This window comes from Halobaculum sp. EA56 (assembly GCF_051195075.1).
GTDB lineage: Archaea > Halobacteriota > Halobacteria > Halobacteriales > Haloferacaceae > Halobaculum.
On record NZ_JBNTJX010000010.1, the window covers coordinates 120872 to 141588 of the forward strand.

Annotated in this window: 22 protein-coding genes and 1 pseudogene; 11 read left to right on the top strand and 12 right to left on the bottom strand. The window is 72.1% G+C overall.

Features of this window, described 5'->3' with window-relative positions:
• Positions 1-167 precede the first annotated feature (167 nt).
• Entirely contained in the window at positions 168-806 is a 639-nt protein-coding gene (locus tag ACQUQ1_RS15990; protein ID WP_435065313.1) for a response regulator, read from the top strand.
• Between the two features lie 54 nt (positions 807-860).
• Here ACQUQ1_RS15990 and ACQUQ1_RS15995 read toward each other — a convergent pair whose 3' ends face one another.
• Positions 861-2873 (bottom strand): MutS-related protein, encoded by a 2013-nt coding sequence (locus ACQUQ1_RS15995; RefSeq protein WP_435065314.1) that lies wholly within the window; start codon positions 2871-2873, stop codon positions 861-863.
• Positions 2874-3166: 293 nt separating this feature from the next.
• On the opposite strand from ACQUQ1_RS15995, the gene ACQUQ1_RS16000 reads away from it, so the two are divergent.
• Positions 3167-3640, top strand: coding sequence for a universal stress protein (locus ACQUQ1_RS16000; RefSeq protein WP_435065315.1), 474 nt, complete (start codon positions 3167-3169; stop codon positions 3638-3640).
• Positions 3641-3837: 197 nt separating this feature from the next.
• The gene (gene larE, locus ACQUQ1_RS16005) at positions 3838-4773 is read left to right on the top strand and encodes an ATP-dependent sacrificial sulfur transferase LarE (protein ID WP_435065316.1); all 936 of its coding nucleotides are present in this window, start codon (positions 3838-3840) and stop codon (positions 4771-4773) included.
• Between the two features lie 57 nt (positions 4774-4830).
• Here the strand turns inward: larE and ACQUQ1_RS16010 are convergent, their stop codons facing one another.
• The 6 genes from ACQUQ1_RS16010 to tatC (ACQUQ1_RS16035) form a co-directional block, all read right to left on the bottom strand.
• Positions 4831-5526: a histidine phosphatase family protein gene (locus ACQUQ1_RS16010; RefSeq protein WP_435065317.1), complete on the bottom strand. Its 696-nt coding sequence runs from the start codon at positions 5524-5526 to the stop codon at positions 4831-4833.
• A gap of 96 nt (positions 5527-5622) precedes the next feature.
• Positions 5623-6246, bottom strand: a complete 624-nt coding sequence (arsN2, locus tag ACQUQ1_RS16015) for an arsenic resistance N-acetyltransferase ArsN2 (protein WP_435065318.1) — start codon at positions 6244-6246, stop codon at positions 5623-5625.
• Positions 6233-6523 (bottom strand): hypothetical protein, encoded by a 291-nt coding sequence (locus tag ACQUQ1_RS16020; RefSeq protein ID WP_435065319.1) that lies wholly within the window; start codon positions 6521-6523, stop codon positions 6233-6235. The genes arsN2 and ACQUQ1_RS16020 overlap by 14 nt, the downstream gene beginning before the upstream one ends.
• Before the next feature lie 34 nt (positions 6524-6557).
• On the bottom strand, positions 6558-7421 hold the full coding sequence (gene arsM, locus ACQUQ1_RS16025) for an arsenite methyltransferase (protein WP_435065320.1): 864 nt from the start codon (positions 7419-7421) through the stop codon (positions 6558-6560).
• Positions 7414-7788 (bottom strand): ArsR/SmtB family transcription factor, encoded by a 375-nt coding sequence (locus tag ACQUQ1_RS16030; protein ID WP_435065321.1) that lies wholly within the window; start codon positions 7786-7788, stop codon positions 7414-7416. The genes arsM and ACQUQ1_RS16030 overlap by 8 nt, the downstream gene beginning before the upstream one ends.
• Before the next feature lie 248 nt (positions 7789-8036).
• A complete protein-coding gene (gene tatC, locus ACQUQ1_RS16035; protein WP_435065322.1) occupies positions 8037-9443 on the bottom strand; it encodes a twin-arginine translocase subunit TatC in 1407 nt (468 codons plus the stop codon).
• Between the two features lie 136 nt (positions 9444-9579).
• On the opposite strand from tatC (ACQUQ1_RS16035), the pseudogene tatC (ACQUQ1_RS16040) reads away from it, so the two are divergent.
• The 4 genes and pseudogenes from tatC (ACQUQ1_RS16040) to ACQUQ1_RS16055 all read left to right on the top strand — a co-directional run.
• Positions 9580-10950, top strand: a pseudogene (tatC, locus tag ACQUQ1_RS16040) (twin-arginine translocase subunit TatC); the annotation flags it as partial.
• Positions 10951-11490: 540 nt separating this feature from the next.
• Positions 11491-12372: a twin-arginine translocase subunit TatC gene (gene tatC, locus ACQUQ1_RS16045; protein WP_435065338.1), complete on the top strand. Its 882-nt coding sequence runs from the start codon at positions 11491-11493 to the stop codon at positions 12370-12372.
• Positions 12373-12528: 156 nt separating this feature from the next.
• A complete protein-coding gene (locus ACQUQ1_RS16050) occupies positions 12529-12753 on the top strand; it encodes a ribbon-helix-helix domain-containing protein (protein WP_435065323.1) in 225 nt (74 codons plus the stop codon).
• A complete protein-coding gene (locus ACQUQ1_RS16055) occupies positions 12750-13469 on the top strand; it encodes a queuosine precursor transporter (protein ID WP_435065324.1) in 720 nt (239 codons plus the stop codon). The genes ACQUQ1_RS16050 and ACQUQ1_RS16055 overlap by 4 nt, the downstream gene beginning before the upstream one ends.
• A gap of 15 nt (positions 13470-13484) precedes the next feature.
• Here ACQUQ1_RS16055 and ACQUQ1_RS16060 read toward each other — a convergent pair whose 3' ends face one another.
• Positions 13485-14177 carry a bacterio-opsin activator domain-containing protein gene (locus tag ACQUQ1_RS16060; RefSeq protein ID WP_435065325.1) on the bottom strand — a complete coding sequence of 231 codons (693 nt, stop codon included), beginning with the start codon at positions 14175-14177 and terminating at the stop codon, positions 13485-13487.
• 82 nt (positions 14178-14259) lie between these two features.
• On the opposite strand from ACQUQ1_RS16060, the gene ACQUQ1_RS16065 reads away from it, so the two are divergent.
• Both ACQUQ1_RS16065 and ACQUQ1_RS16070 read left to right on the top strand, forming a co-directional pair.
• Complete coding sequence (locus ACQUQ1_RS16065) at positions 14260-14673, top strand: hypothetical protein (protein WP_435065326.1); 414 nt, start codon at positions 14260-14262, stop codon at positions 14671-14673.
• A gap of 2 nt (positions 14674-14675) precedes the next feature.
• Positions 14676-15098: a hypothetical protein gene (locus ACQUQ1_RS16070; protein WP_435065327.1), complete on the top strand. Its 423-nt coding sequence runs from the start codon at positions 14676-14678 to the stop codon at positions 15096-15098.
• Between the two features lies 1 nt (position 15099).
• Here the strand turns inward: ACQUQ1_RS16070 and ACQUQ1_RS16075 are convergent, their stop codons facing one another.
• Both ACQUQ1_RS16075 and ACQUQ1_RS16080 read right to left on the bottom strand, forming a co-directional pair.
• Positions 15100-15906, bottom strand: a complete 807-nt coding sequence (locus ACQUQ1_RS16075; protein ID WP_435065328.1) for an SAM-dependent methyltransferase — start codon at positions 15904-15906, stop codon at positions 15100-15102.
• 115 nt (positions 15907-16021) lie between these two features.
• Positions 16022-16576: an ArsR/SmtB family transcription factor gene (locus ACQUQ1_RS16080; protein WP_435065329.1), complete on the bottom strand. Its 555-nt coding sequence runs from the start codon at positions 16574-16576 to the stop codon at positions 16022-16024.
• Positions 16577-16709: 133 nt separating this feature from the next.
• On the opposite strand from ACQUQ1_RS16080, the gene ACQUQ1_RS16085 reads away from it, so the two are divergent.
• Positions 16710-19058: a heavy metal translocating P-type ATPase gene (locus tag ACQUQ1_RS16085; RefSeq protein ID WP_435065330.1), complete on the top strand. Its 2349-nt coding sequence runs from the start codon at positions 16710-16712 to the stop codon at positions 19056-19058.
• Here ACQUQ1_RS16085 and ACQUQ1_RS16090 read toward each other — a convergent pair.
• A complete protein-coding gene (locus ACQUQ1_RS16090) occupies positions 19040-19246 on the bottom strand; it encodes a heavy-metal-associated domain-containing protein (protein WP_435065331.1) in 207 nt (68 codons plus the stop codon). The two genes, ACQUQ1_RS16085 and ACQUQ1_RS16090, sit on opposite strands and share 19 nt — an antisense overlap.
• 281 nt (positions 19247-19527) lie before the next feature.
• Between ACQUQ1_RS16090 and ACQUQ1_RS16095 the strand changes: the two genes are divergently transcribed.
• On the top strand, positions 19528-20397 hold the full coding sequence (locus ACQUQ1_RS16095; RefSeq protein ID WP_435065332.1) for a DNA adenine methylase: 870 nt from the start codon (positions 19528-19530) through the stop codon (positions 20395-20397).
• A gap of 56 nt (positions 20398-20453) precedes the next feature.
• Here ACQUQ1_RS16095 and ACQUQ1_RS16100 read toward each other — a convergent pair.
• On the bottom strand, positions 20454-20717 hold a 264-nt coding region (locus ACQUQ1_RS16100; protein ID WP_435065333.1), incomplete at its 5' end, for a YegP family protein.

A 20717-nucleotide genomic window follows, 5' to 3' on the forward strand; every position in this document is an offset into this window, starting at 1 on the left:
GCGGCGAGTGTCGGGCTCGGCGGGACCGCCGAATCGCCGCACCGACCGTGACGGGGCAAACCGTGCCGGTTCTCCCGCGACGGCCGCCGGGGCGCCGGACTGAATCCGGCTTAATCCGGCGAACGCGTCGGCGGGCTTGAGGAGGGAACGGGCGGAAGGCAGCGTCGATGGCGGAGCACACCGACGGGGGGACCGACGACTCGCACGGGAGGGAGCGGCCGCACGTGCTCGTCGTCGAGGACGAGGTCGACGTGCGCGAGCTGTACGCCGACCGGCTGGCCGACGACTACGACGTGACGACCGCCGGGAGCGGGACCGAGGCGCTCGACGTGCTCGAGGAACTGGACGGATCGGTCGACGTGGTGCTGCTGGACCGGCGGATGCCCGGGCTCCACGGCGACGACGCGCTCGAACGCATCCGCGAGTCCGGAGCCGACGCCCGCGTCGCGGTCGTCACCGGCGTCGCCGCCGACCTCGACGTGGTCGGGCTCCCGGTCGACGCGTACCTGGAGAAGCCCGTCGACGCGGACGAACTCCGCGACGCGGTCGACCGGCTGGTGCGCGTCTCGCGCTACGACGACCGCGTCCGGCAGTACTTCGCGGCGACCCAGAAGCTGGCCGCGCTCGACGACGCTCACGTCTCGGAGTCGGCGCCGGCCTACCGCGAGCTCGTGCGGCGCCGGGAGACGCTCGAACGCGGGCTCGACGACCTCCGCTGCCGGCTCGACCACGAGGACTACGCGCTGCTGTTCCGCGAACTCGAGTCGGACGACTCCTACGACGAGCCCGCGGACCTGTACGCCTAGGCCGCGGACGGGTCGCCCCGGCGCGGCACCCGCTCGCCCCGGGGGGCGGACCGTTCAGAACTTCTCCAGCAGTCCCTCGTAGAACTCGGGGTCCGCGCCGCCCCGCGACCGGCCCGCCGAGTCCCCGTCCGCCTCGCGCGCGAGCTTCTCGACGATCAGCTCCGGCGTCGACCGCGCGAGGTGGTCCTTCCGGGGCGAGCGGTTCACCACCAGCTCGCCGTCCTCCAGCCCGACGGCCTCGATGCCGTCGACCGCGACGTCGACGGCGGCGGCCTCGCGGATCTGTCTGGCGAGGTGGGAGACGAACACGCCCGTCGCGCCCTGCGCCTCCAGCGCCTCCAGGATGCCCGCGATGATCTTCGCGGAGGCGCCCGGCTCGGTGATCGACTCCAGTTCGTCGACGAGCACCAGCCGCCCCTCGGCGCCGGCGACGAGGTCGCCGAACTCCCGCAGCGTCGACTCGAACGCGCCGGCGTCGAGCGTCCCCTGCGACTTCGCGTAGTAGTGCAGCTCCGACACCCGACCCACCCGCGCCGACTCCGCCGGGACGGGCAGCCCGACGTGCGCGAGCGTGACGACCAGCGCGACGAGGTCGAGCACGGAGGTCTTCCCGCCGGAGTTGACGCCCGACAGGAGGGTGACCCCCGAGACGGCGTAGTCGACGGGCTCGGCCTCCTCGAAGGGGACGTCCAGCAGGGGCGAGCGCCCGCCCTCGATCGCGAACCCCGACCCCGGCTCGTCCAGCTCGGGGACGACGCAGTCGAAGTCGCGGGCGAAGCGCGCGACCGCCAGCTCCACGTCGAGTTCCAGCGCGTCGGCGATCAGGTCGTCGGCGGGGTCGCGCAGGGCCGCCAGGTCCTCGGCCAGCCCCGACTTGAGCGCGGCGGCCCGGCGGTCGCGCGCGGCCTTGAGCTCCGTGCGCAGGCGGTTCAGCGGCTCCTCGTTGTGCTCGGTCGGGAACGTGGGGTCGCCCGCGAACACCCGTTCCGCGAACTCCGCCTCCCCGTCGTCGAGCCGGAGCGCGTCGACGAAGTGCTCGCGGGCGCGCCGGACCGCCTCGTCGTACTCGTCGGCCAGCTCCCGCGAGAGCAGGCTGTCGACGCGGGCGCCCTGCTCGACCAGCGAGAGGAAGTCGGTGCCCTCGATGGTCACGTCCTGCTCGCGGATGGCGTCGCGGAGGTGGTCGTTGGCGACGGATTCGGCCGTCGACACCGCCGCGTCGAGGTCGTCGACGGCGTTCGACAGCCGCTCCAGCTCCTCGTCGCCGCGGACGGTCCCGTCGTCGTCGAGCCGCGAGAGCGCGTCCCGCAGCGCCTCGGGGTCGAGGGCGGGCTCGATACCGGCGGCCTCGTGCACGTCGAGCGCCGCGAGCAACTCGGCGCGGTTCTCCGCGAAGAACGCCAGCAGGCGCTCGGGGACGACCTCCTCGGGGTGCGCCTCGGGGTCGGTGATCACCCGCACGTCGCCCTCGACGTCGACGCCGGCGAACTCCTCGTCGACCGCGACGACGGTGGCGTACGACCGGGCCAGCTCCGCCAGGTCGCGGGCGTCCTCGACCACCTCGACCGACAGCTCCGGGAAGGCGTCCTTCACCGCGGCGTAGCGCTCGGCGTCGGCGGTCGCGAGCGCCCGCTCGCGCACCCGGAGCCCCCGCGGCTCGGTCGGCTGTTCGACGCCCTCCAGCGCCTCCAGCACCGCCTCGTCGGGCTCGCGTTCGACCGCCTCGGCGGCCCACTCGCGTACCTCCTCGATGCGGGACTCCGTGGGCGAGGGGTAGAGGGTGCGCAGGCGCTTCTCGGCGTAGTCGGTGACCGCCCGCTCCTGCAGGAGGCCGAGGGCGTCCTCGTACACCTCCCGGGCGCGGTCGGTCGCGAGCCAGCCGCCGGGGTCGTCGTGGCGCTCCCGGATGGCGCCGCGGGCGATGGCGGCCGCCCGGCCCTCGGTGACCCCCCGGGCGCGGGCCAGCGTCGCCACGTCGCCGCGGCGCAGCGCCGCCTCGGCGCCGTCCAGATCCGCGAGGGCGTCGGCGGTCTTCTCCCCGACGCCCGGGACCGACGTGAACTCCATTCGTCGCCCGGTAGCGCGGCGGGGGTCAAAACCGTGCCGGGGAGTGCGTGGCCGAGCGAGCGGAGCGAGCGAGGCCACGGAAACGCGAACGGCGAGCGTGCGCGGTTGAACGGACGTGAGACCGCGGCAGCGAACGGCGAACGAAGTGAGCCGTGAGCGCAGCGAGCCGTGAGCGAAGCGAGGTCGGCCACGGGAGACCTCGATGTGAACGCTGATCGTCCGTGCCTCCACGGGCTCGGCTCGTCCGGGATCCACGGGTGCGCTTTTGCTCCCTGTGTGTGTACGTCTCACACATGTACGACGACATTCTCGTCCCGACCGACGGGAGCGAGGGGATGCGGCGCGTCGCCGAGCACGCCCTGGGGCTCGCTGAGCTGTGCGGGGCGACGGTTCACGTCCTGTACGTCGTGGACGAGACGGCCTACGCGACGGTCCCCGACGACGTTCGCGGCCGGGTTCGGGACGCCCTCGAGGGGGACGGACAGAGCGCGACGAAGGCGATCGCCGAGCGTGCGATCGACCGGGACATCGACGTGACGCGCGAGATACGCTGGGGGGACCCCGCGGTCGCGATCGTCACCTACGCGGTCGAGAACGGGACGGACCTGATCGTGATGGGGACGCGGGGGAAGACCGGGTTCGAGCGGTACCTGCTGGGGAGCGTCGCCGAGAAGGTCGTGCGCGTCTCGCCGGTCCCCGTCGTCACCGTTCACGCCGGCGATCACGAGGCGCTGCTGACCGAGATCGAGGAGCTGATCGGGGTCTGAACGGGGCGCGCTGTGTCGCGGAGTCGGCCTCCGAAGGCTCGGTCGGTCGCGTCGCTCCCTCCCGGCTACAGCATCGCGTTCGTGGACGGCTCGGCCCGTCGGATCTCGCCGTCGGTCGGCCGAGGGCTCGTTCGCGTCGCTCACTCGCCCTCGCTCGCTTCGGACGACTTTTGCCTCGCCGCCCCCTCAGCCGAGCCATGAACGACGACGTGGCGGCGAAGGCGGCGGCCGCGCGCGAGGCGCTCGCCGAGCGCGACGGGGCGCTTGTCGCCTTCTCCGGCGGCGTCGACTCGTCGGTGGTCGCCGCCCTCGCGCGCGACGCCCTCGGCGACGACGCGGTCGCGTGTACCGCCAAGAGCGAGACGCTCCCGGCCGAGGAGCTCGACGACGCCCGCCGGGTCGCCGCCGACATCGGCATCGACCACGCGGTCGTCGAGTTCTCCGAGCTGGAGGACCCCGACTTCGTCGCCAACGGCGACGACCGCTGCTACCACTGCCGGACGATGCGCCTCTCGCGGATGTACGAGGCGGCGAGGGAGCGCGGGATCGGAACGGTCTGTGACGGGACGAACGCCTCCGACCCCGGCGAGGGCCACCGCCCCGGCCTCCAGGCGGTGGAGGAACTCGACGTGGTCTCCCCGCTGCTCCGAGCGGGGATCACGAAGGACGAGGTGCGGGAGATCGCCGCCCACTACGGCCTCGACGTGGCGGACAAGCCCTCGATGGCGTGCCTCTCCTCGCGCATCCCGACCGGGCTGGAGGTGACCGAGGAGCGCCTCACGCGCATCGAGAAGGCCGAGCGGCTCCTGCGGACCTGGGGGTTCTCGCAGTTCCGCGTCCGCGACCACGACGGCCTCGCGCGCATCGAGGTCGGCGCCGACGAGCTGGAGGCGGCGCTGAACCCCGACTTCGCCGACGCCGCCCGCGAACACATGCTGGACCTCGGCTTCGACCACGTCACCCTCGACCTCCAGGGGTACGAAACCGGGAGCGTCAGCCCGGCGGCCGGGGCGGACGCCGACGGTACCGCCGAGGGCGACGCGACGGCGGACGCCGACGACGCGAGGACGGCGAACGCGGAGGGCGAGCCGGTCGTCGAGGACGTGTTCGCGCGCGACTACCCGACCTCGTAGTGTCGCGCGTCGCCCCCTGACGCGACCGCGGCCGCCGTCGCCCTCGCCCTCGCCCGCTCAGTAGTTCTCCTGGGTCGTCGATTCCGGCAGGAACGACGTCACGTTCTCGCGAACCAGTTCGACCGACCTCCCTGCCGCGCCGCCGCCGGCGTCGCGGTCGCCGTCGCGGCGCTCGCCGCCCTCCCGTCCGACCCGGACCTCGTTGACCGCACAGTTGCCCTGGTCCTGATCGAGCACCGCGGCGACCACGTCGAGCCCCTTGATGTCGCCGGTGACGGCGTACAGCGGGCCGCCGTGGGCGACGACCGCGACCGTCTCGTCGTCGCCGATCCCCGCGCGGAGGTCGGCGAAGGCGGCCCGCACGCGCTCCCACATGTCGAGCAGCGACTCGCCGCTCTCGGGGACCGTCTCGGCGGCCGCGTAGCCGACGGCCGAGAGCGTGTACTCGGGGTACGTCCCGAACAGCTCCTCGTAGGCGAGGCCCTGGAACCGGCCGAAGTCGCGCTCGCGCCACCGGGCGTCGAACGTCGCGTCGGCGTCCGTCGCCCGCGAGATCGCCCGGGCGGTCTCGGCCGCGCGCTCCAGGTCCGAGGCGACGAGGCGGTCGAGGTCGTACTCGGCCGCGAGGAAGCCGGCGAGCGCGTCGGCCTGCTCGCGGCCGCGCTCGGTCAGGCTCGTGGGTGCCCACCCCTGCACCCGTCGCTCGCGGTTCCAGGTGGTCTCGCCGTGGCGACACAGGAGGATCGTTCCCATCGACCGTGGGTGCGCGAGGGACGGCAAAAGTGTGCTCGGGTGCGGTGTCCTCGAGCGATCCCGGGGGACTCCCGCACCGTCACGCCCCCGCCGCCGCTACTCGGTTCCCGTGCCGTCGCTGCTCGCTCGCTCCCCGACCCGCTTGCGCATGCAGGTCGCGGACGCCGGACACAGCTCCGCGAACTCGGTCGTCGACCGGATCGCCGGCGGGACGGACTCGCGGTCGACCGCCTCGTATCCGAGCCGCTCGAAGAAGCCCGCCGCGGTCGTCGTCAGGAGGTACAGCGTCCCCGCGCCCTCCCGGCGGGCGCGGTCCTCGAGGGCGGCACACAGCGCCGTCCCGTACCCGTCGCCGCGGCTCGACTCCTCGACCGCCACCGAACGGAGGAGCCCGGCCGACCCGTGGCGCTCGACGCCGCCGACGCCGACGACCGCGTCGCCGTCGCCGTCACCGTCGCTCTCGTCGTCGCCGTCGCGGGCGAGGTAGAACTGCCCCGGCCCCGTTCGGACGTCCTCCGTCGGGAGGTCGTTCGCCGCCAGCAGCGCCTCGACGCGGTCGAGGCCCGCGGCGTCCGCCTCCGTCAGCGTCACGTCCGGACCGGTCGTCGTCGGGTTCGTCGGCTCCGCCTCCGCCGCCGACGATTCCGCCGACGCGTCCGGGTCGGACGACCGTCGGTCGTGCTCCGGTCCGCCGCCGGCCCGTCGGTCAGACGGCGCCATCGTCGACTGGCGGCCTCGTCACCGTGATCCGGAGCCTCCCGCCCAGGTCGACGGTGAACTCGCGGCACACGCGCAGACAGCGGACTGCGCCGGCGACGCGGGGCGCGCCGAGGCGCACGGCGCCGGCGGCCGCGAGGACCGTCGCGCCGGCGACCGGGTTGCTGACGGCCCACAGGGCCGCCAGGCCCGCGACAACGACGGCGTAGCCCGCGACGATGCTCCGCCAACTGGGCCGTTCGATTCCTGTACGATCGCTCGGGTCGGGTGGTCTGTGCATGGTTAGTGTCCCGTGTGTGGTATCTCGCTGGCTGTCACGCCGCGTTCCGGTCGGTCGCGGGCTCGGGGTCGGTCGTCGGCTTCCGGGCCTCGATCGTCGCCGCGGTCAGGTAGTCGGAGAGGTCGCGGTCGGGGTCCCACTCGCGGACGAACGACTCGCTGTCGTCTTTCGGTTCGATCGCGACGTCGACGAACCCGGCGTCGGCGAGCATCGATTCGAGCGTCGGGATCGGGGCCGCCCCGCCGAGGCAGGCGCTCACGGACGCGGGGTCCTCCCGGAGGTCGTCCGGCAGGTCCGCCGTCGCCACCACGTCCGAGACGGCGAGGCGGCCGCCGGGTCGGAGCACGCGGTACGCCTCCGCGACGACCCGCCGCTTGTCCGGCGAGAGGTTGATCACGCAGTTCGAGAGGATCACGTCGACCGACCCGTCGGCGACCGGCAGGTGTTCGATCTCGCCGAGGCGGAACTCGACGTTCGCCGCGTCGTTCGCCTCGACGTTCCCGCGGGCCCGCTCGACCATCTCGGGGGTCATGTCGACGCCGATGACCCGCCCCTCGTCGCCGACCTCGCGCGCCGCGAGGAAGCAGTCGAAGCCGCCGCCGGAGCCGAGGTCGAGGACGGTCTCGCCCGGCTCGAGGCCCGCGATGGCGGTCGGGTTGCCGCAGCCGAGGCCGAGGTTCGCGCCCGCGGCGACGGCGTCGAGGTCCTCCTCGGCGTAGCCGAGTTCCGTCGCTCCCTCGGCCGCGGGGTCCTCGGTCCCCCCGCAGTCGCCGGCGCCGTCGCCGCAGCACGACGACCCCGCGGACGCGATCTCCCCGTACCGCTCCCGCACCGCGGATCGCTGCCGTGCGGGGTCGAGCCCGCCGTCGTCCGCCGCCGGGGCGTCCCCGTCAGTCATCGTCGGCCGCCCTCGTCTCGTCGAGCACGCGGAGGAGCCGCTCGGCGCGCGGCGTCGCGCTGTAGTAGCGCCACCGGCCCTCCTTGCGCCGCTCGACGAGCCCGGCGCCGAACAGCCGCGAGAGCGCCTGACTCACCGCGCTCTGGCTCACGCCGAGCGACGGCTCCAGTTCGCACACGCAGACGTCGTCCTCGGCGCCCGCGATGAGGCGCAGCGCCTCGTAGCGCGTGTCGTTGCCCAGCGCCGAGAGCGTCTCGACGTCGGCGGCGAGTTCGTCCTCCCGCAGGGCGTGTTCCGCCGTGCAACACCCCGTCGCCCCGTCGCTCTCTCGGTCGTCCGTCCCGGATTCGGGCGTCTGGCTGCTCATTTCAGTACATGCTAATATTAGACTCTGCTAATATAAGCGTTGCCCCGGGGAGAGATCGGGGTCGGGTTGTGACGACGGAGGTGCGAGGATCGGACGCGAGAGCGGCTGTCGGTGCCGACAGTCCTAGCGACACCGCCCCCGTGGCCGGCGCGACCGCTCACGGGGTTCGGTCTCCGATCGACGCCGGCGTCGGGCCGTCGGCGGCCGGACCGTCGGGAGCGAGGGGGAGCCGCGATCCGCGCCGGCGGCTAGTTCCCGGTCCAGCGCAACAGCGCGAGCGTCCCCTCGAACAGCGAGATCATCGTCGCGCCGACGATGATGGGGGCCATCCCGGTCGGGTCGGGCGAGACGATGAACGCCAGCCCGACGAACGCCGACCAGAACAGCAGCCGGCGGTCCTCCATCCACTCGCGGGTCACCAGCCCCATCATGATCGCGAGCTGGATGAACAGCGGGATCTGGAAGACGATGGCCATGTAGCCCATCAGCAGGAGGATGAGGTTGAACGTCTCCCGGAGGCTGAACGCCAGCACCGCGCTCTCCTTGGTGTAGCTGATGAAGTAGTCGAAGATGACCGGGAGGACGATGAAGTGCGCGAACGCGACGCCGATCAGCCCGAGGACCAGGCTCGTCGGCACCGCCGCGAGGTAGTAGCGGCGCTCGTGGGGGTACAGCCCCGGGCGCATGAAGCGGTACGTCTCGTAGACGAACACCGGGAGCCCGACGAGCAGGCCCGCCAGCGAGGCCACCTTCAGCTTCGTGAGCAGGAACTCCAGCGGGCCGTACACCCGGGGCCGGTTCTGCTCGAAGCCGACGTGGGTGTCCCACAGGAACTGGATGATCTCCTCGGCGCTCGGCACCACCGGCGAGACGGTACCGACCAGCAGCACCGCGGCGACGACGACGCCGGCGACGCCGAACACGACGCCGAGGCGGCGCATCATCTCCTCGATGTGCTCGGCCAGGGGCATCTCCTGGTCGGAGTCGGGCCCCTCGCCGCCGAGCGCGCCGACGCCCTCGCTGACCGCGTCCATCCCCTTCTGCGCGGCCGACATCGCGCCGCCCTCGCCGTCGGAGGCGGCGCCGTTCGTCCGCTCGCCGTCGCGCTCGCCCGCCACCGGCTCCGGGACCGTCTGGGCGGCGACGGCCGCGCCGTCGCCGTCGTCGCCCGGGGTCGTCGCCCCGTCGCGACCGACGCCGTCGGGATCGGCGTCGGCGTCGTCCGCGGCGGATCCGGCATCCGCGTCGGGGTCGCCGTCGGATCCCTCGCCGCTCCCGCCGTCCCGGTCCTCGAACGGGCTCCGACGGTCGATGCCGAGTTCCTCGTCCGTCCGCCGGTCGGACCCGTCGTCCGGGTCACCGCCGCTGCCGGCGGTGTCGGGGTCGTCGTCGGAGTCGCGGTCGTCGTCGGAGTCGCGGTCGTCGTCGGCGTCCGCGTCGCTCCCGTCGTCGGCGTCGCCGTCGACGGCGGCCGTGTCGTCGCCCGCGTCGTCGGCGGCAGCGTCGACCGGTTCGCTCCCGTCGGCCGGGTCCGGGGGCGCCCCCTCCGTCGGCTCCCCGTCCGCCCCGTCGGGGTCGGTGGACTCGGAGCCGTCGGCGTCGTCGCCGTCGGCGTCCGCCGGGGGGTCCGTCGGCGGGTCCGAGTCCGAGGTCATACCGGGGTGTTCGCCCCCGGGCAGTTATAGGCCTTTTCTGATTGGTCGGCGTCGTCGCCCGGGATCGCCGCCCCGCGTCGCCCGGACCGGGGGATCGTTGAAAAGGTTGATAACCGCCAAGCGGCTCCCCTCCTGTATGTCGAGCGCGCTCGACGAGGACACCCAGCGGGCGCTGGCGGAGGGCCGCGAGACCGCCGGCGCCGTGCTGCGGTCCGCACAGAAGGACCTCCAGAAGGTGTTCGTCGTGTTCCTCGTCGGGTTCATGGGAACGTTCTACGCCCTCCGCCTGTACGTCTGGGACTTCCTCAAGGGCGTCACGCGCGCCCAGCTCAGCGAGGCCGCCGGCCGGGAGGTGGAGATCATCGCCCAGACCCCCTTCGACGTGATCCTCCTCCAGGCGAAGATCGGGTTGATCGTCGGCATCGTCGTCGCGATCCCGCCGCTGCTGTACTTCTCGCGGGACGCCCTCCGCGAGCGCGGCGCGTGGCCGCAGTCCCCGGTCGCCCGGTGGAAGCTCGCGCTCATCGCGGTGCTCGCCGTCGGCCTGTTCGCCGTCGGCGTCGCCTACGGCTACCTCGTGTTCTTCCCGTTCATGTTCGCGTTCCTCGCGAACAACGCCCTCTCGGCGGGCATCCAGCCCACCTACTCCATCGTGAAGTGGGCGCAGTTCATCGCGCTGCTCACGTTCTCGTTCGGCTTCGCCGCCCAGATGCCGCTGGCGATCACGGCGCTGTCGTACGCCGAGATCGTCCCCTACGAGACGTTCCGTGACAAGTGGCGCCACGCCGTCGTCGGTATCTTCGTCTTCGGCGCCGTCTTCTCGCCGCCGGACCCGTTCACGCAGATCATGTGGGCGGCGCCGCTCCTCGTCCTGTACGGCGCGTCGCTGTACCTCGCGAAGGTCGTCGTCACCGCCAGGCGCGGCAGCGAGCGCATCGACCTCCCGACGACGGCCCGCCTCCACTGGAACGTCCTCGCGGGGGTCGGCGTCGGCGTCGCCGCCGCGGTGTACCTGTTCTACGCCCGCGGCGGCGCGGCCGCGGTCAACGGCCTCGTCGCCGACCTCGCGTTCACCCAGTACCGGTTCGCGACCGACCTCCCGCCGGCGGCGCTCGTCGCGCTGGCGGCCGCGGCGGGCGCGCTCGCGGCGACCGTGGCGCTCGCGTACTACGTGTACGTCGAACTCGACGAGGCCGCGGGCGTCGTCGGCGACGCCGGCGACCCCGACGCGATCGACCTGCTCGCGCTCGACGAGGCCGGCGTCCGCGCGGCGCCCCCCGAGGCGTTCGAGGGCATGACCGAGGAGGAGGCGCTCTCGGCCGCCTCCGCCGCGATGGAGGCCGACGACCCCGGCAAGGCGCGGGCGCTCCTCGACCGCTTCGACGAGGCCGCCGCCGCCGGCGACGCCGGGGAGCCGGCCGCCGGGGGCGCAGCCGCGGGCGACGCGGAGACCGCGGAGCCGTCGGGACCGCCCCGCGACCTGTTCGCCGGGGACGCCGGCGTCGCCGCGGCGATCCGCCGCGGCGCGGGGTTCGTCGACTGGCGGGGCCGGCTCGGCTCGCTGTGGAACGTCCTCCTCGGCATCGCCGGCGTCGTCGCCGCCGCGGGCTACGTGCTGGTGGAGCGCCCCGCGCTCGCCAACTCGGTGCTCACGGAGTACGGCACCAGCGCCGGCGCGGTCCTCGCGGGCCTCGGCGTGAGCGGCGCCGTCGCCCTCGCGGCGTTCGTCGCCGCCGGCCTCGCGCTCGCCGCGGCGCTGGCGGGCCTGCTGGCCGTCTACTTCGCGTACGTCGCCGGGACGGACCCGACCGCCGTCGACGTGGAGGTGCTGACGGCCGAGGAGGTGCGCCGCGCGCCCGACGCGGTGTTCGCGGGCGTCTCCGAGCGCCGGGCGAACTACCTCGCCGACCGCGCGGCCGCCGCGGGCGACTCCGAGAAGGCCCGCGCGGTGCTCGACCGCTTCGACGAGGTGCGGGCGGCCCGCGAGGCCGCCGAGGCGTCGGACGGCTCCGGCGGCGGCCCGCAGGTCCCGGGAGCCGCCGACGACGTGGGAGACCGGGCGTCGCGTGCCACCGGGACGTTCCTGGAGGGGCTCACCGACGGCGAGCGCGACGAGGACGACGTCGGGGGCTACTACGACGACCTCGCGTTCATCGCCGCCTCGCTGCGCTCGCGGGCGTTCGTTCTCACCGGCGTGTTCGGGGTCACGCTCGCGAGCGTGTTCGCGTTCCTCTACCTCGGCGGCATCGGCACCGTGAAGAACAACTTCGTGAACCGCATCCCCGAGGAGGTCGTCGGCGAGGGCGCCGCGAACTTCGGCGTCATCGTCCTCCACCCGGTGGAGGCGCTCATCTTCGAGGTGAAGATATCCACCATCGCCGGCGCCGTCGCGGTCCTCCCGTTCGCGGCGTACTTCGCGTGGCCCGCGCTGCGCGACCGCGGGTTCGTCCGCGGCCGCCGGAACGTCGTCTTCGGGTGGGTCGCCGCCCTGCTGGCGGGGCTGCTGGGCGGCCTCGCGCTCGGCTACAACGTCATCGCGCCGGCGATCATCTCGTGGCTCGTCGCCGACGCGCTGCAGGCGGGCATGGTGATCAGCTACCGCATCAGCGACTTCGCGTGGCTCGTCTTCTTCACGACGATCGGGATCGGCTTCCTCGCGGACGTGCCCGTGCTCATGGTCCTGCTCAACACCGCGGGCGTCTCCTACCGGGCGATGCGCTCGCGCTGGCGGGAGGTCACGGTGGCGATCATGCTCGTCGCGGCGCTGTTCACCCCCGCGGACGTGTTCACGATGTTCCTCGTGACGATCCCGCTGATGGCCGCCTACGGCGTCGGCCTGCTGATCCTGTGGGTGCTGACGCTCGGCGGCCGCCGCGACCTCGCGGAGCCGACGGTCGACCTCGTGCGCGAGTCGAAGCCCGGATCGTAAGCGGCCGCCCGTCCGAGCGTCCCTCGGGGCCGACCGCGGGACCGTTCGACCGCCGGACGTCCCGTCCCCACCGGCCGGTCCGTCCGGTCGTCTCGCCGACCCGTCGGCACGGATGCCGTGGGGAAGATTCAATTATTCCTCCGAGAACATCCGGGTATGCCCAAAATAAGCGTCGAGATGCCCGGCGAACTGCTCGCTGACCTCGACGAACACGTCGGCGACGACGGGAAGTTCGTGAACCGCAGCGACGCGATCCGCGCGTCGGTGCGCAAGACGCTCGACGTGCTCGACGAGATCGACGCCCGCCACGGCCGACTGGACCGGGAGGCGAAGGGGAGGGCGGACGCCCCGGCCGGCGACGGCTCCGAGGAGGGCGAATGAGCGACGGCGTCGCGACCGCGCGGCCGCGACCGCTGGACGTGCCGCTGGCGGCGGTCGTCCTCACCGCGCTGTTCGTCGCCGCGCTGGTGACCGCGCAGGTCATCTCGGCGAAGCTGCTCGCGGTCTCGTTGCCCGTCCTCGGCGCCGTCACCGCCCCCGGCGGGACGCTGGCGTACGCGATCACCTTCTTCGCCTCCGACTGCCTCTCGGAGCTGTACGGCAAGCGGTACGCCCGGCGCGTCGTCAACGTCGCCTTCGGGATGAACTTCGTCCTGCTGGCGCTGGTGTTCGTCACCATCGCCACGCCCGCCGCGCGCGGGTCGGTCGATCCCGCCGCCTTCGAGACGGTGCTCGGGCTGTCGGGCAACGTCGTGCTCGGCTCGCTGGTCGCCTACGTGATCAGCCAGAACTGGGACGTGATCGCGTTCCACCGCATCCGCGCGTACACCGGCGGCGAGGCGCTGTGGCTCCGCAACGTCGGCTCGACGGCGACGAGCCAGCTCGTCGACACGGTCGTGTTCACGCTCGTCGCGTTCGCGGTCGCGCCCGCCCTCCTCGGCGTCGGCGTCGCGTTGCCGACGCCCGTGCTGGTGTCGCTGATCGTCGGCCAGTACGTGCTGAAGTTGCTGATCGCGCTCGCGGACACGCCGTTCGTGTACGCCGCGGTCGCGCTCGTGCGCGACGGCGAGGAGGACGCGGCGCCGGTGGGCGCCTGACCCCCCGCCGACCGGTCACCGACGCTCCGGCTCGAACAGCTCGTCGAACACCTTCCGCTCGGCCACCCGGAGGTGCTGGCCGAACGTGGAGTCCGTCACGCCGAGCTCGTCGGCCACCTCCGCGGCCGTCGCCTCCCGCGGACGCTCGAAGTAGCCCATCGCGTGGGCGGTCCGCAGCGCCTGCAGCTGCCTGTCCGTCAGCTCCCGCAGCGCGGCCTCCCGTCCCTGCACCGGCGTGATGAGCGGCGCGGACCGGTCGAGCGTCCGCTTCGCGAGCAGCGACGCGTCGGGATAGCTCGTGAGGAAACTGTCGACGACCGCGGTCGCGTCGACGTGCGGCGGCACCTCGACGAGCATGCGGCCGTCGCCCGCCGTCGCCTCGATGTCGGTGAGGTGGGTCCGGTCGTCCGCGAGCGTGGTCGCGATGGCCGTCGTGGAGACGAACTCGAACAGCGCGCTCTCGTCGTCGGCGTACACCAGCCGGGCGTCCTCGATGCCGTCCGCCTCGCCCGCCAGCCGCAGCAGCCGCTCGGGGTCGGCGCCCGACACGGAGAGGTACTCCACGACGGTGCCGTCCGACCGCTGCATCACCTCCTCCAGCAGGAGCTCGCACTCCTCGGCCTCCGAGGCCTCCACGAGGAAGAACCCGGCGTCGCCGATGTCGAACTCCAGCTCCACCACCGTGTCCGGTTCCCCTGCTCCGTCCATACCGGATCCCGCCCGACGGCGATGAAAATACCTTCCCATGCAGGTATCACAACTAATAGACAGGGCACATGACTGTGGCCCGATGTCGAGTCTCGATGCCGTCATCTCGGTGAAGCTCGCACTCCTCCTCGTGGTCGCGACCAGCGTCGGGACCGCGAGCGCGGTGACCGTCCTCGACCGCGATCCCGACCCGGTCGTCCCGGTCCGCGGCGACCTCACGGGGTCGAGCGATCTCACGGTCGACAGTCAGCGGCTGAGCTACGACGGGATCAACGTGACCGGCGTGACGGTCGTCGTCAACAACACCGGCACGTCCGACCACACGGGGACGGTCCACCTCGCGCTGAAGAACGGGTCGACGACGGTGGCCGACTCGACCGCCGCCGGCGAGACGTTCGCCGCCGGGACGACGACGAACGTGAGCGTGAGCCTCGCGTCCGAGTACTCTGTCTCCGAGATCGACCGGGTCGAGGTCACCGTCGAGCGGACGGGCTGACCGTGACCGCCGCGGCCGACCCCGGACGGATGCTCGTCGTCGTCGCCCTGGCGGCGCTCGTCGGGGCCGCCGCGGCGTCGGTCGGCGTCGCCTCGGCGGGCGTGCCGATCGGCCGCGACGACAGCCGGATCGAACAGTCGCTCGGCCGGACGGCGACCGACTCGATCGTGATCGACGGCTACGACCTCGCGTACGATGGGTCGGACGCGAGCGGCGTCACCGTCTACGTGAACAAGTCGACCGACAGCCTCACCGCGGACGTGGCGGTCGACCTCGTCGCGGCGAACGGCACCTCGATCGCCCGCGAGCGGAAGAACGACGTCCTGTTGTCGGAGGATCCGACGGCGGTGTCGTTCACGTTCGACCGGCCGTACGGGCCGGCGGAGTTCCTTCGCGTCGAGATCGAGGCGGCGAAGTCGCTCTAGCCTAGTCGACGCGCTCGGCGAAGCCGAACCGCGGCTTCACGTCGTCGACGACGACCTCGACGGTCTCGCCGGCCTCGGCGCCGGGAACGAACAGCGTGTACCCCTCGACGCTGGCGACGCCGTCGCCCTCCTCGCCGGTGTCGGTCACCTCCACCTCCAGCCGATCGCCCTCCGACACCGGCGCGTCGGTGCGCCCGCGGGCGATCAGGTAGCGCTCGGAGGAGCGCTTCCGGCTCGCCTCGGGGGTGTACGCCCGGACGTACTGGAACTCCGCGGCGACGTCGTCGCGGAAGTCGGCCAGGTCCTGGCCGTCGAACACCTTCACGACGAACGAGCCGCCGGGCTTCAGCAGTTCGAGGGCCGTGTCGAACGCCTGCCGGGCGAGGTGGATCGACCGGGCGTGGTCGAGCTGGTACTCGCCGGTCATGTTCGGCGCCATGTCGGAGACCACCACGTCGACGGGGCGGTCGGGCTCGCCGTCGTTCCCGTCGGGTCGCGGATCGACGCCCAGCGCCTTCCGGAGGTAGTAGCGCGTGCGCTCGTCGGTCATGTCGCCGCGGACCGTCTCCACGTGGGGGTGCTCGAGGTCGTCGATGCGCTGGAGGTCGACGCCGACGACGCGGCCCGCCTCGGTCACCGCCTCGGCGGCCACCTGGAGCCACCCGCCGGGGGCGGCGCCGAGGTCGACGACGGTGTCGCCGGGGTCGAACAGGTCGACCTCCTCGTCGATCTGTTTGAGCTTGTAGGCCGAGCGGGCGCGGTACCCCTCCTGTTTCGCCCGGTTGTAGTAATCGTCCTTGCGAGCCATGGTCAGTTGCCCCCTGTTTCGTGTCGAGGCGGGTAACTCGTTCGTTCGGCACCGCCTCGGGTCGCCCGGCCGCGCGTTCGCACGGCGGCGGACGAGCACTCGTCGCGCGTGAGTGTCAGTTCCCGCCGTCGATCACGTCGTCGAGCGCCCCGGTCTCGAACGCCTCGACGAGGGCGCGGTTCAACAGTTCGCGGACGACGAACTCCTCGTAGTGCTGTGTCTCACAGTACTCGCAGGGCTTCATCTCGCGGGCGACCGCCTCGATCTCGTCGCCGTGTTCCGCGTACAGCGTCTCGACGAGCGACTCCGCCCCCTCGGTCGCCGTCTCCTGCGCCCCTGCGAGGGTCTCGTCGGCCCTCTCGGGGAGGTCGTAGGAGAAGACCCGCGTGTTCGACTTGTAGTACTTCCGCGTGCCGCCGCCGGCCTCCTCGAGGCGTGCGATCTCGACCATGCCGGCGTCCTTCAGGACGTTCACGTGGTGCCGCACCGTGGTCTCGGCCTTGTCCTCGCCGCGCCGCTGGAGTTCCCCGTGTATCTCCTCGATCGTCATCTCCTCCTCGACGAGCATGTCGAGAACCTTCGCTCGCACGTCGTTTTCGAGCGCCTTCGCCTTCTGGGGGTCGGTCGTGACGACCTCGCGGATCGGCACGTCGGATTCGAGCAGGGCCATCTCTTCGCCTTCCAGCTACGGGAACAACAACAGTAAGAGTAACGCTACGAAGACAAATACGATATGATTCTCGGAATATCACTACAACTATCATCATAACGGTTATCGGGATCGCGGGTCAAGGACGACCGAGATGGGAACGACCCAGAAACGCTTCGACGTCGGCGGGATGTCCTGCTCGTTCTGCGCCGAGAGCATCGAGAAGGCCTATGACAGGACGGAGGGCGTCGAGGACGTGGACGTGAGCCTCGCCCACGAGGAGGTGCTCGTCCGGTACGATGCCGACCGGCTCGGCGAGGTCGGGGTGAAGGACACCCTTCGGGACCTCGGCTACACCGTCCGCGACCCGGACAAAGCGAAGCGATACGAGCAACAGCGGGCCGAACTCGCCGACGGGAAGCGCCGCCTCGTCCTCGCGGGCGGCGCGTCCATCGCCGTCGCCGCCCTCATGGGATGGATGATCCTCGTCACGGGGCGGCTCGAGTCGGCGTCGCTGGCGACGGATCTCGTCACGCTCGCACTCGCGCTGGGGACGATGTTCGGGCCCGGCCGCTACATCAAGGAGAAGGCCTTCCAGAGCCTTCGCAGGGGCATCCTCAACCAGCACGTCCTGCTGGAGGCGGGCGCGTTCGCCGGACTTCTCGGTGGGCTGCTCGGCCTGGTCGTGTTTCCGGGCTTCCCGACCGTCCACTTCTTCGCCGTCTCCGTGTTCGTCACCACCTATCACATCCTCTCGGAGTACACCAGCCTCGTCGTCCGAACGCGGGCCTCGCGGGCCGTCAGGAGCCTCCTCGACCTCCGTCCGGACACCGCACGTCGCGTCGCCGACGACGGCGACGTCGAGGAGGTCCCGGTGGGCGACCTCTCCGTCGGCGACCGCGTCCGCGTCAAGCCCGGCGAGAACGTCCCCGTCGACGGCGAAGTCGTCGACGGCGAGTCCACGGTGGACGAATCCGTCGCGACCGGCGAGCCCGTTCCCGAGGAAAAGACCGACGGCGACGAGGTGATCGGCGGGAGCGTCAACGGGACCGGAACCCTCCTCGTCGAAGTGACTGCGACCGGGGAGGACGCGTTCCTGAATCGGGTCGCCCGCGAGATCGAGGAGGCGCGAGCGATGAAGCCGGGGATCGTCCAGCTCGCCGACCGCGTCCTCGGGTACTTCGTCCCGGCCGTCCTGACCGTCGCCGCGCTCTCTTTCGGGTTCTGGCTGGTCGCACCCCTCGCGTGGGGCGGCAGTCCGAACGTCCAGCGCGGGGCGTTCGCGGCGCTGGCGGCCCTCGTCCTCGGGTATCCCTGTGCGCTCGGGATGGCGACGCCGCTCGCGCTGATCCGGGGCGGCGGGAAGGCCGCGAACCGCGGCGTCCTGATGCGGAACGGCGACGCCTTCCAGGTCCTCCCGGACGTCGACCACGTCGTCCTCGACAAGACCGGCACGCTCACCGTCGGCGAACCTGCTGTCCGTGAGATTGTCACGCTCGACGGTTCCGAGTCGGAGGTACTGGCGACGGCGGCAAGTGCGGAGGCGTTCTCCGAACACCCGCTCGCCGACGCGATCCTCGACTACGCCGACGAGCGGGGCGTGGCGTACGCCGATCCCGAGGCGTTCGACACCGTGACCGGGAAGGGGGTTCGGGCGACCGTCGAGGGCGCGGCGCCTCGCGCCGCGGACCAGTCGAGCGGCGACGGCGAGGTGCCGCGAGACGGCGACGACGTGCTGGTCGGGAAACCGGGATGGCTCGGCGACGAGGGGGTCGATCTCTCGCGGGCGGCGGACGGGATCGGACGCCTCCAGCATCGTGGCCTCACGGTCGCGGGCGTCGTCCGCGACGGCGACCTCGTGGGCCTGATCGGCCTCGGCGACGAGGTCGAGGCCGACGCGGCCGAGACCGTCCGGCGGATGCGCGACGCCGGCATCACGCCCGTGATGATAACCGGCGACACCGAGCGTACCGCGCGGGCGGTCGCCGAGGAGGTCGGTATCGACCGCGTCATGGCGGACGTCCTCCCCGACGAGAAGCGCGAGGAGATCGGTCGACTGCAGGACGCGGGCCGCCGCGTGGCGATGGTCGGCGACGGCATCAACGACGCGCCGGCGCTCACGCAGGCCGACGTCGGCATCGCCATCGGTGCGGGCACGGACATCGCCATCGAGTCCGCCGACGTCGTCCTGATGGGCGAGCGGCTCGGCGGCGTGATGGACGCCTACGAGATCGGCGAGGAGAGCTACCGGAAGACCCGACAGAACCTCGCGACGGCCTTCGCGTTCAACGGCGTCGGCGTCGCCGCGGCGACGACCGGCCTCGTCCACCCGGTGTTCGCGATGATCGCGATGGTGCTGTCCGTGTCTGTCGTCCTCGCCAACAGCTTCGCGGGCCAGGTCCTCTCCGGCGAGGGCGTCAACACGGACTTCGCCGTCGAGGACGGAGAAGACGCCCGGATCGGCGGAGACCCGTCGGCCGCTGATCAGGCAGCGACGTCGTAGCCGGCACGCTCGATGGCCGCGTGGAGGTCCCCGTCGGCCACGTCGTCCTCGACCACGACCTCGACGGTGTCGCCCTCGTGGTCGGCGTTGACGCGGGTCACGCCGTCGACGGTCCGGAGGGCGTTCTCGACGTTCCGCTCGCAGCCGGTACACGACATCCCGGTGACGGAAACCGTCTCCCGCTTCATGCCCCGAAGTCGGTGCGTGGGAAGGAAAGCCCTTGTGACTCCGATCGTAGTGGTATCGGCCCCGTCGTCGAGAAACTGTGTGACGAACAGGTACCCGTGGTAGACCTGCCCCCGGCGACTCGGTTAGCAGGCACGACAGATCGGCGCGAGTAGTTGTGGTGATTGTCCTTCCGTGACAAGGCCAGCTACCCGGCGTTTCGGGTAGGCGGGTACCACGTTCGTTCGGTCGGGGACGGACCGGGAGGGTTTACTCCCCGCCGCGCCCGACACCGGACGACTGCATGGTCCAGCCGCTCCTCAAGTGGGCCGGGGGCAAGCGCCAGCTCCTGCCCGAGATCACGGCGCGGTTCCCCGTCGAGTTCGACCGCTACCACGAGCCGTTCGTCGGCGGCGGCGCGGTCTTCTTCCACCTGGAGCCGAGCGGCGGGTCGATCAACGACCTGAACGACCGGCTGGTCACCCTCTACGAGGTCGTCCGCGACCGCGACCCCGAGGAGCTGATCGCGGAGAACAGGACCCACGAGCACGCCGAGGAGTACTACTACGACGCCCGCGACGAGTTCAACCGCCTCCACGAGGTCGACGACAAGACGGCCGAGCAGCGCCTCCGGGAGGCGTCGCTGTTCGTCTACCTCAACAGGACCTGCTTCAACGGGCTCTATCGCGAGAACAGCAGCGGGGAGTTCAACGTCCCCGTCGGGCGGTACGCCGACCCCGACTGGGTGCAGGCCGACCGCATCCGCGCGCTCCACGACGTGCTGCAGGACACGGCGATCTACAACCGCGACTTCGAGTACGTCCGCGAGGAGGCGGAGGCGGGCGACCTCGTCTACTTCGACCCGCCGTACGAGCCGGTGTCGACGACGGCCGACTTCACCGACTACCACGCCGAGGGGTTCGACAGGGACGATCAGCGGCGGCTCCGGGACCTCGCGGTCGACCTCGACGGGGCGGGCGTCTCGGTCGTGCTCTCGAACTCGCCGCCCGTCGCGGACCTCTACGAGGGGTACGACGCCTTCTCCGTGGACGTGGTCGGCGCCACGAGGTCGATCAACAGCGACGGCGACAACCGCGGCGAGGTCGCGGAGGTGCTGATCACGAACGTTCACCCGGACGAGCAGCGCCGGACGACGCTGTCGGAGTACGGCTAACGTCGCCCGCACGGCCCGAGGAGGGGAGGGACCCGAGAAACCGCGACTGCGGCGACCTACTCCCCGCTCGCTCCGTCCGCTCCGTCGTCCGCGGACCCGTCGCTCCCCGCCTCGTCGCCGTCTCCCCCGACGCTCTCCTCGACCGGCGCGTTCGGCGCGTGCCGCTTCACGCGGTTGACGGCGTCGAGCGCGCCCGAGCGGGAGGCGTACCCCTCGCCGGAGGTGCCGAGGATCGTCCCGTTGCGGTGGCGCAGGCGCCAGCGGTAGTCACCGCCGGCGTCCTCGTACACCTCGACGGCGGCCGTGGCCATCGTGAGCCG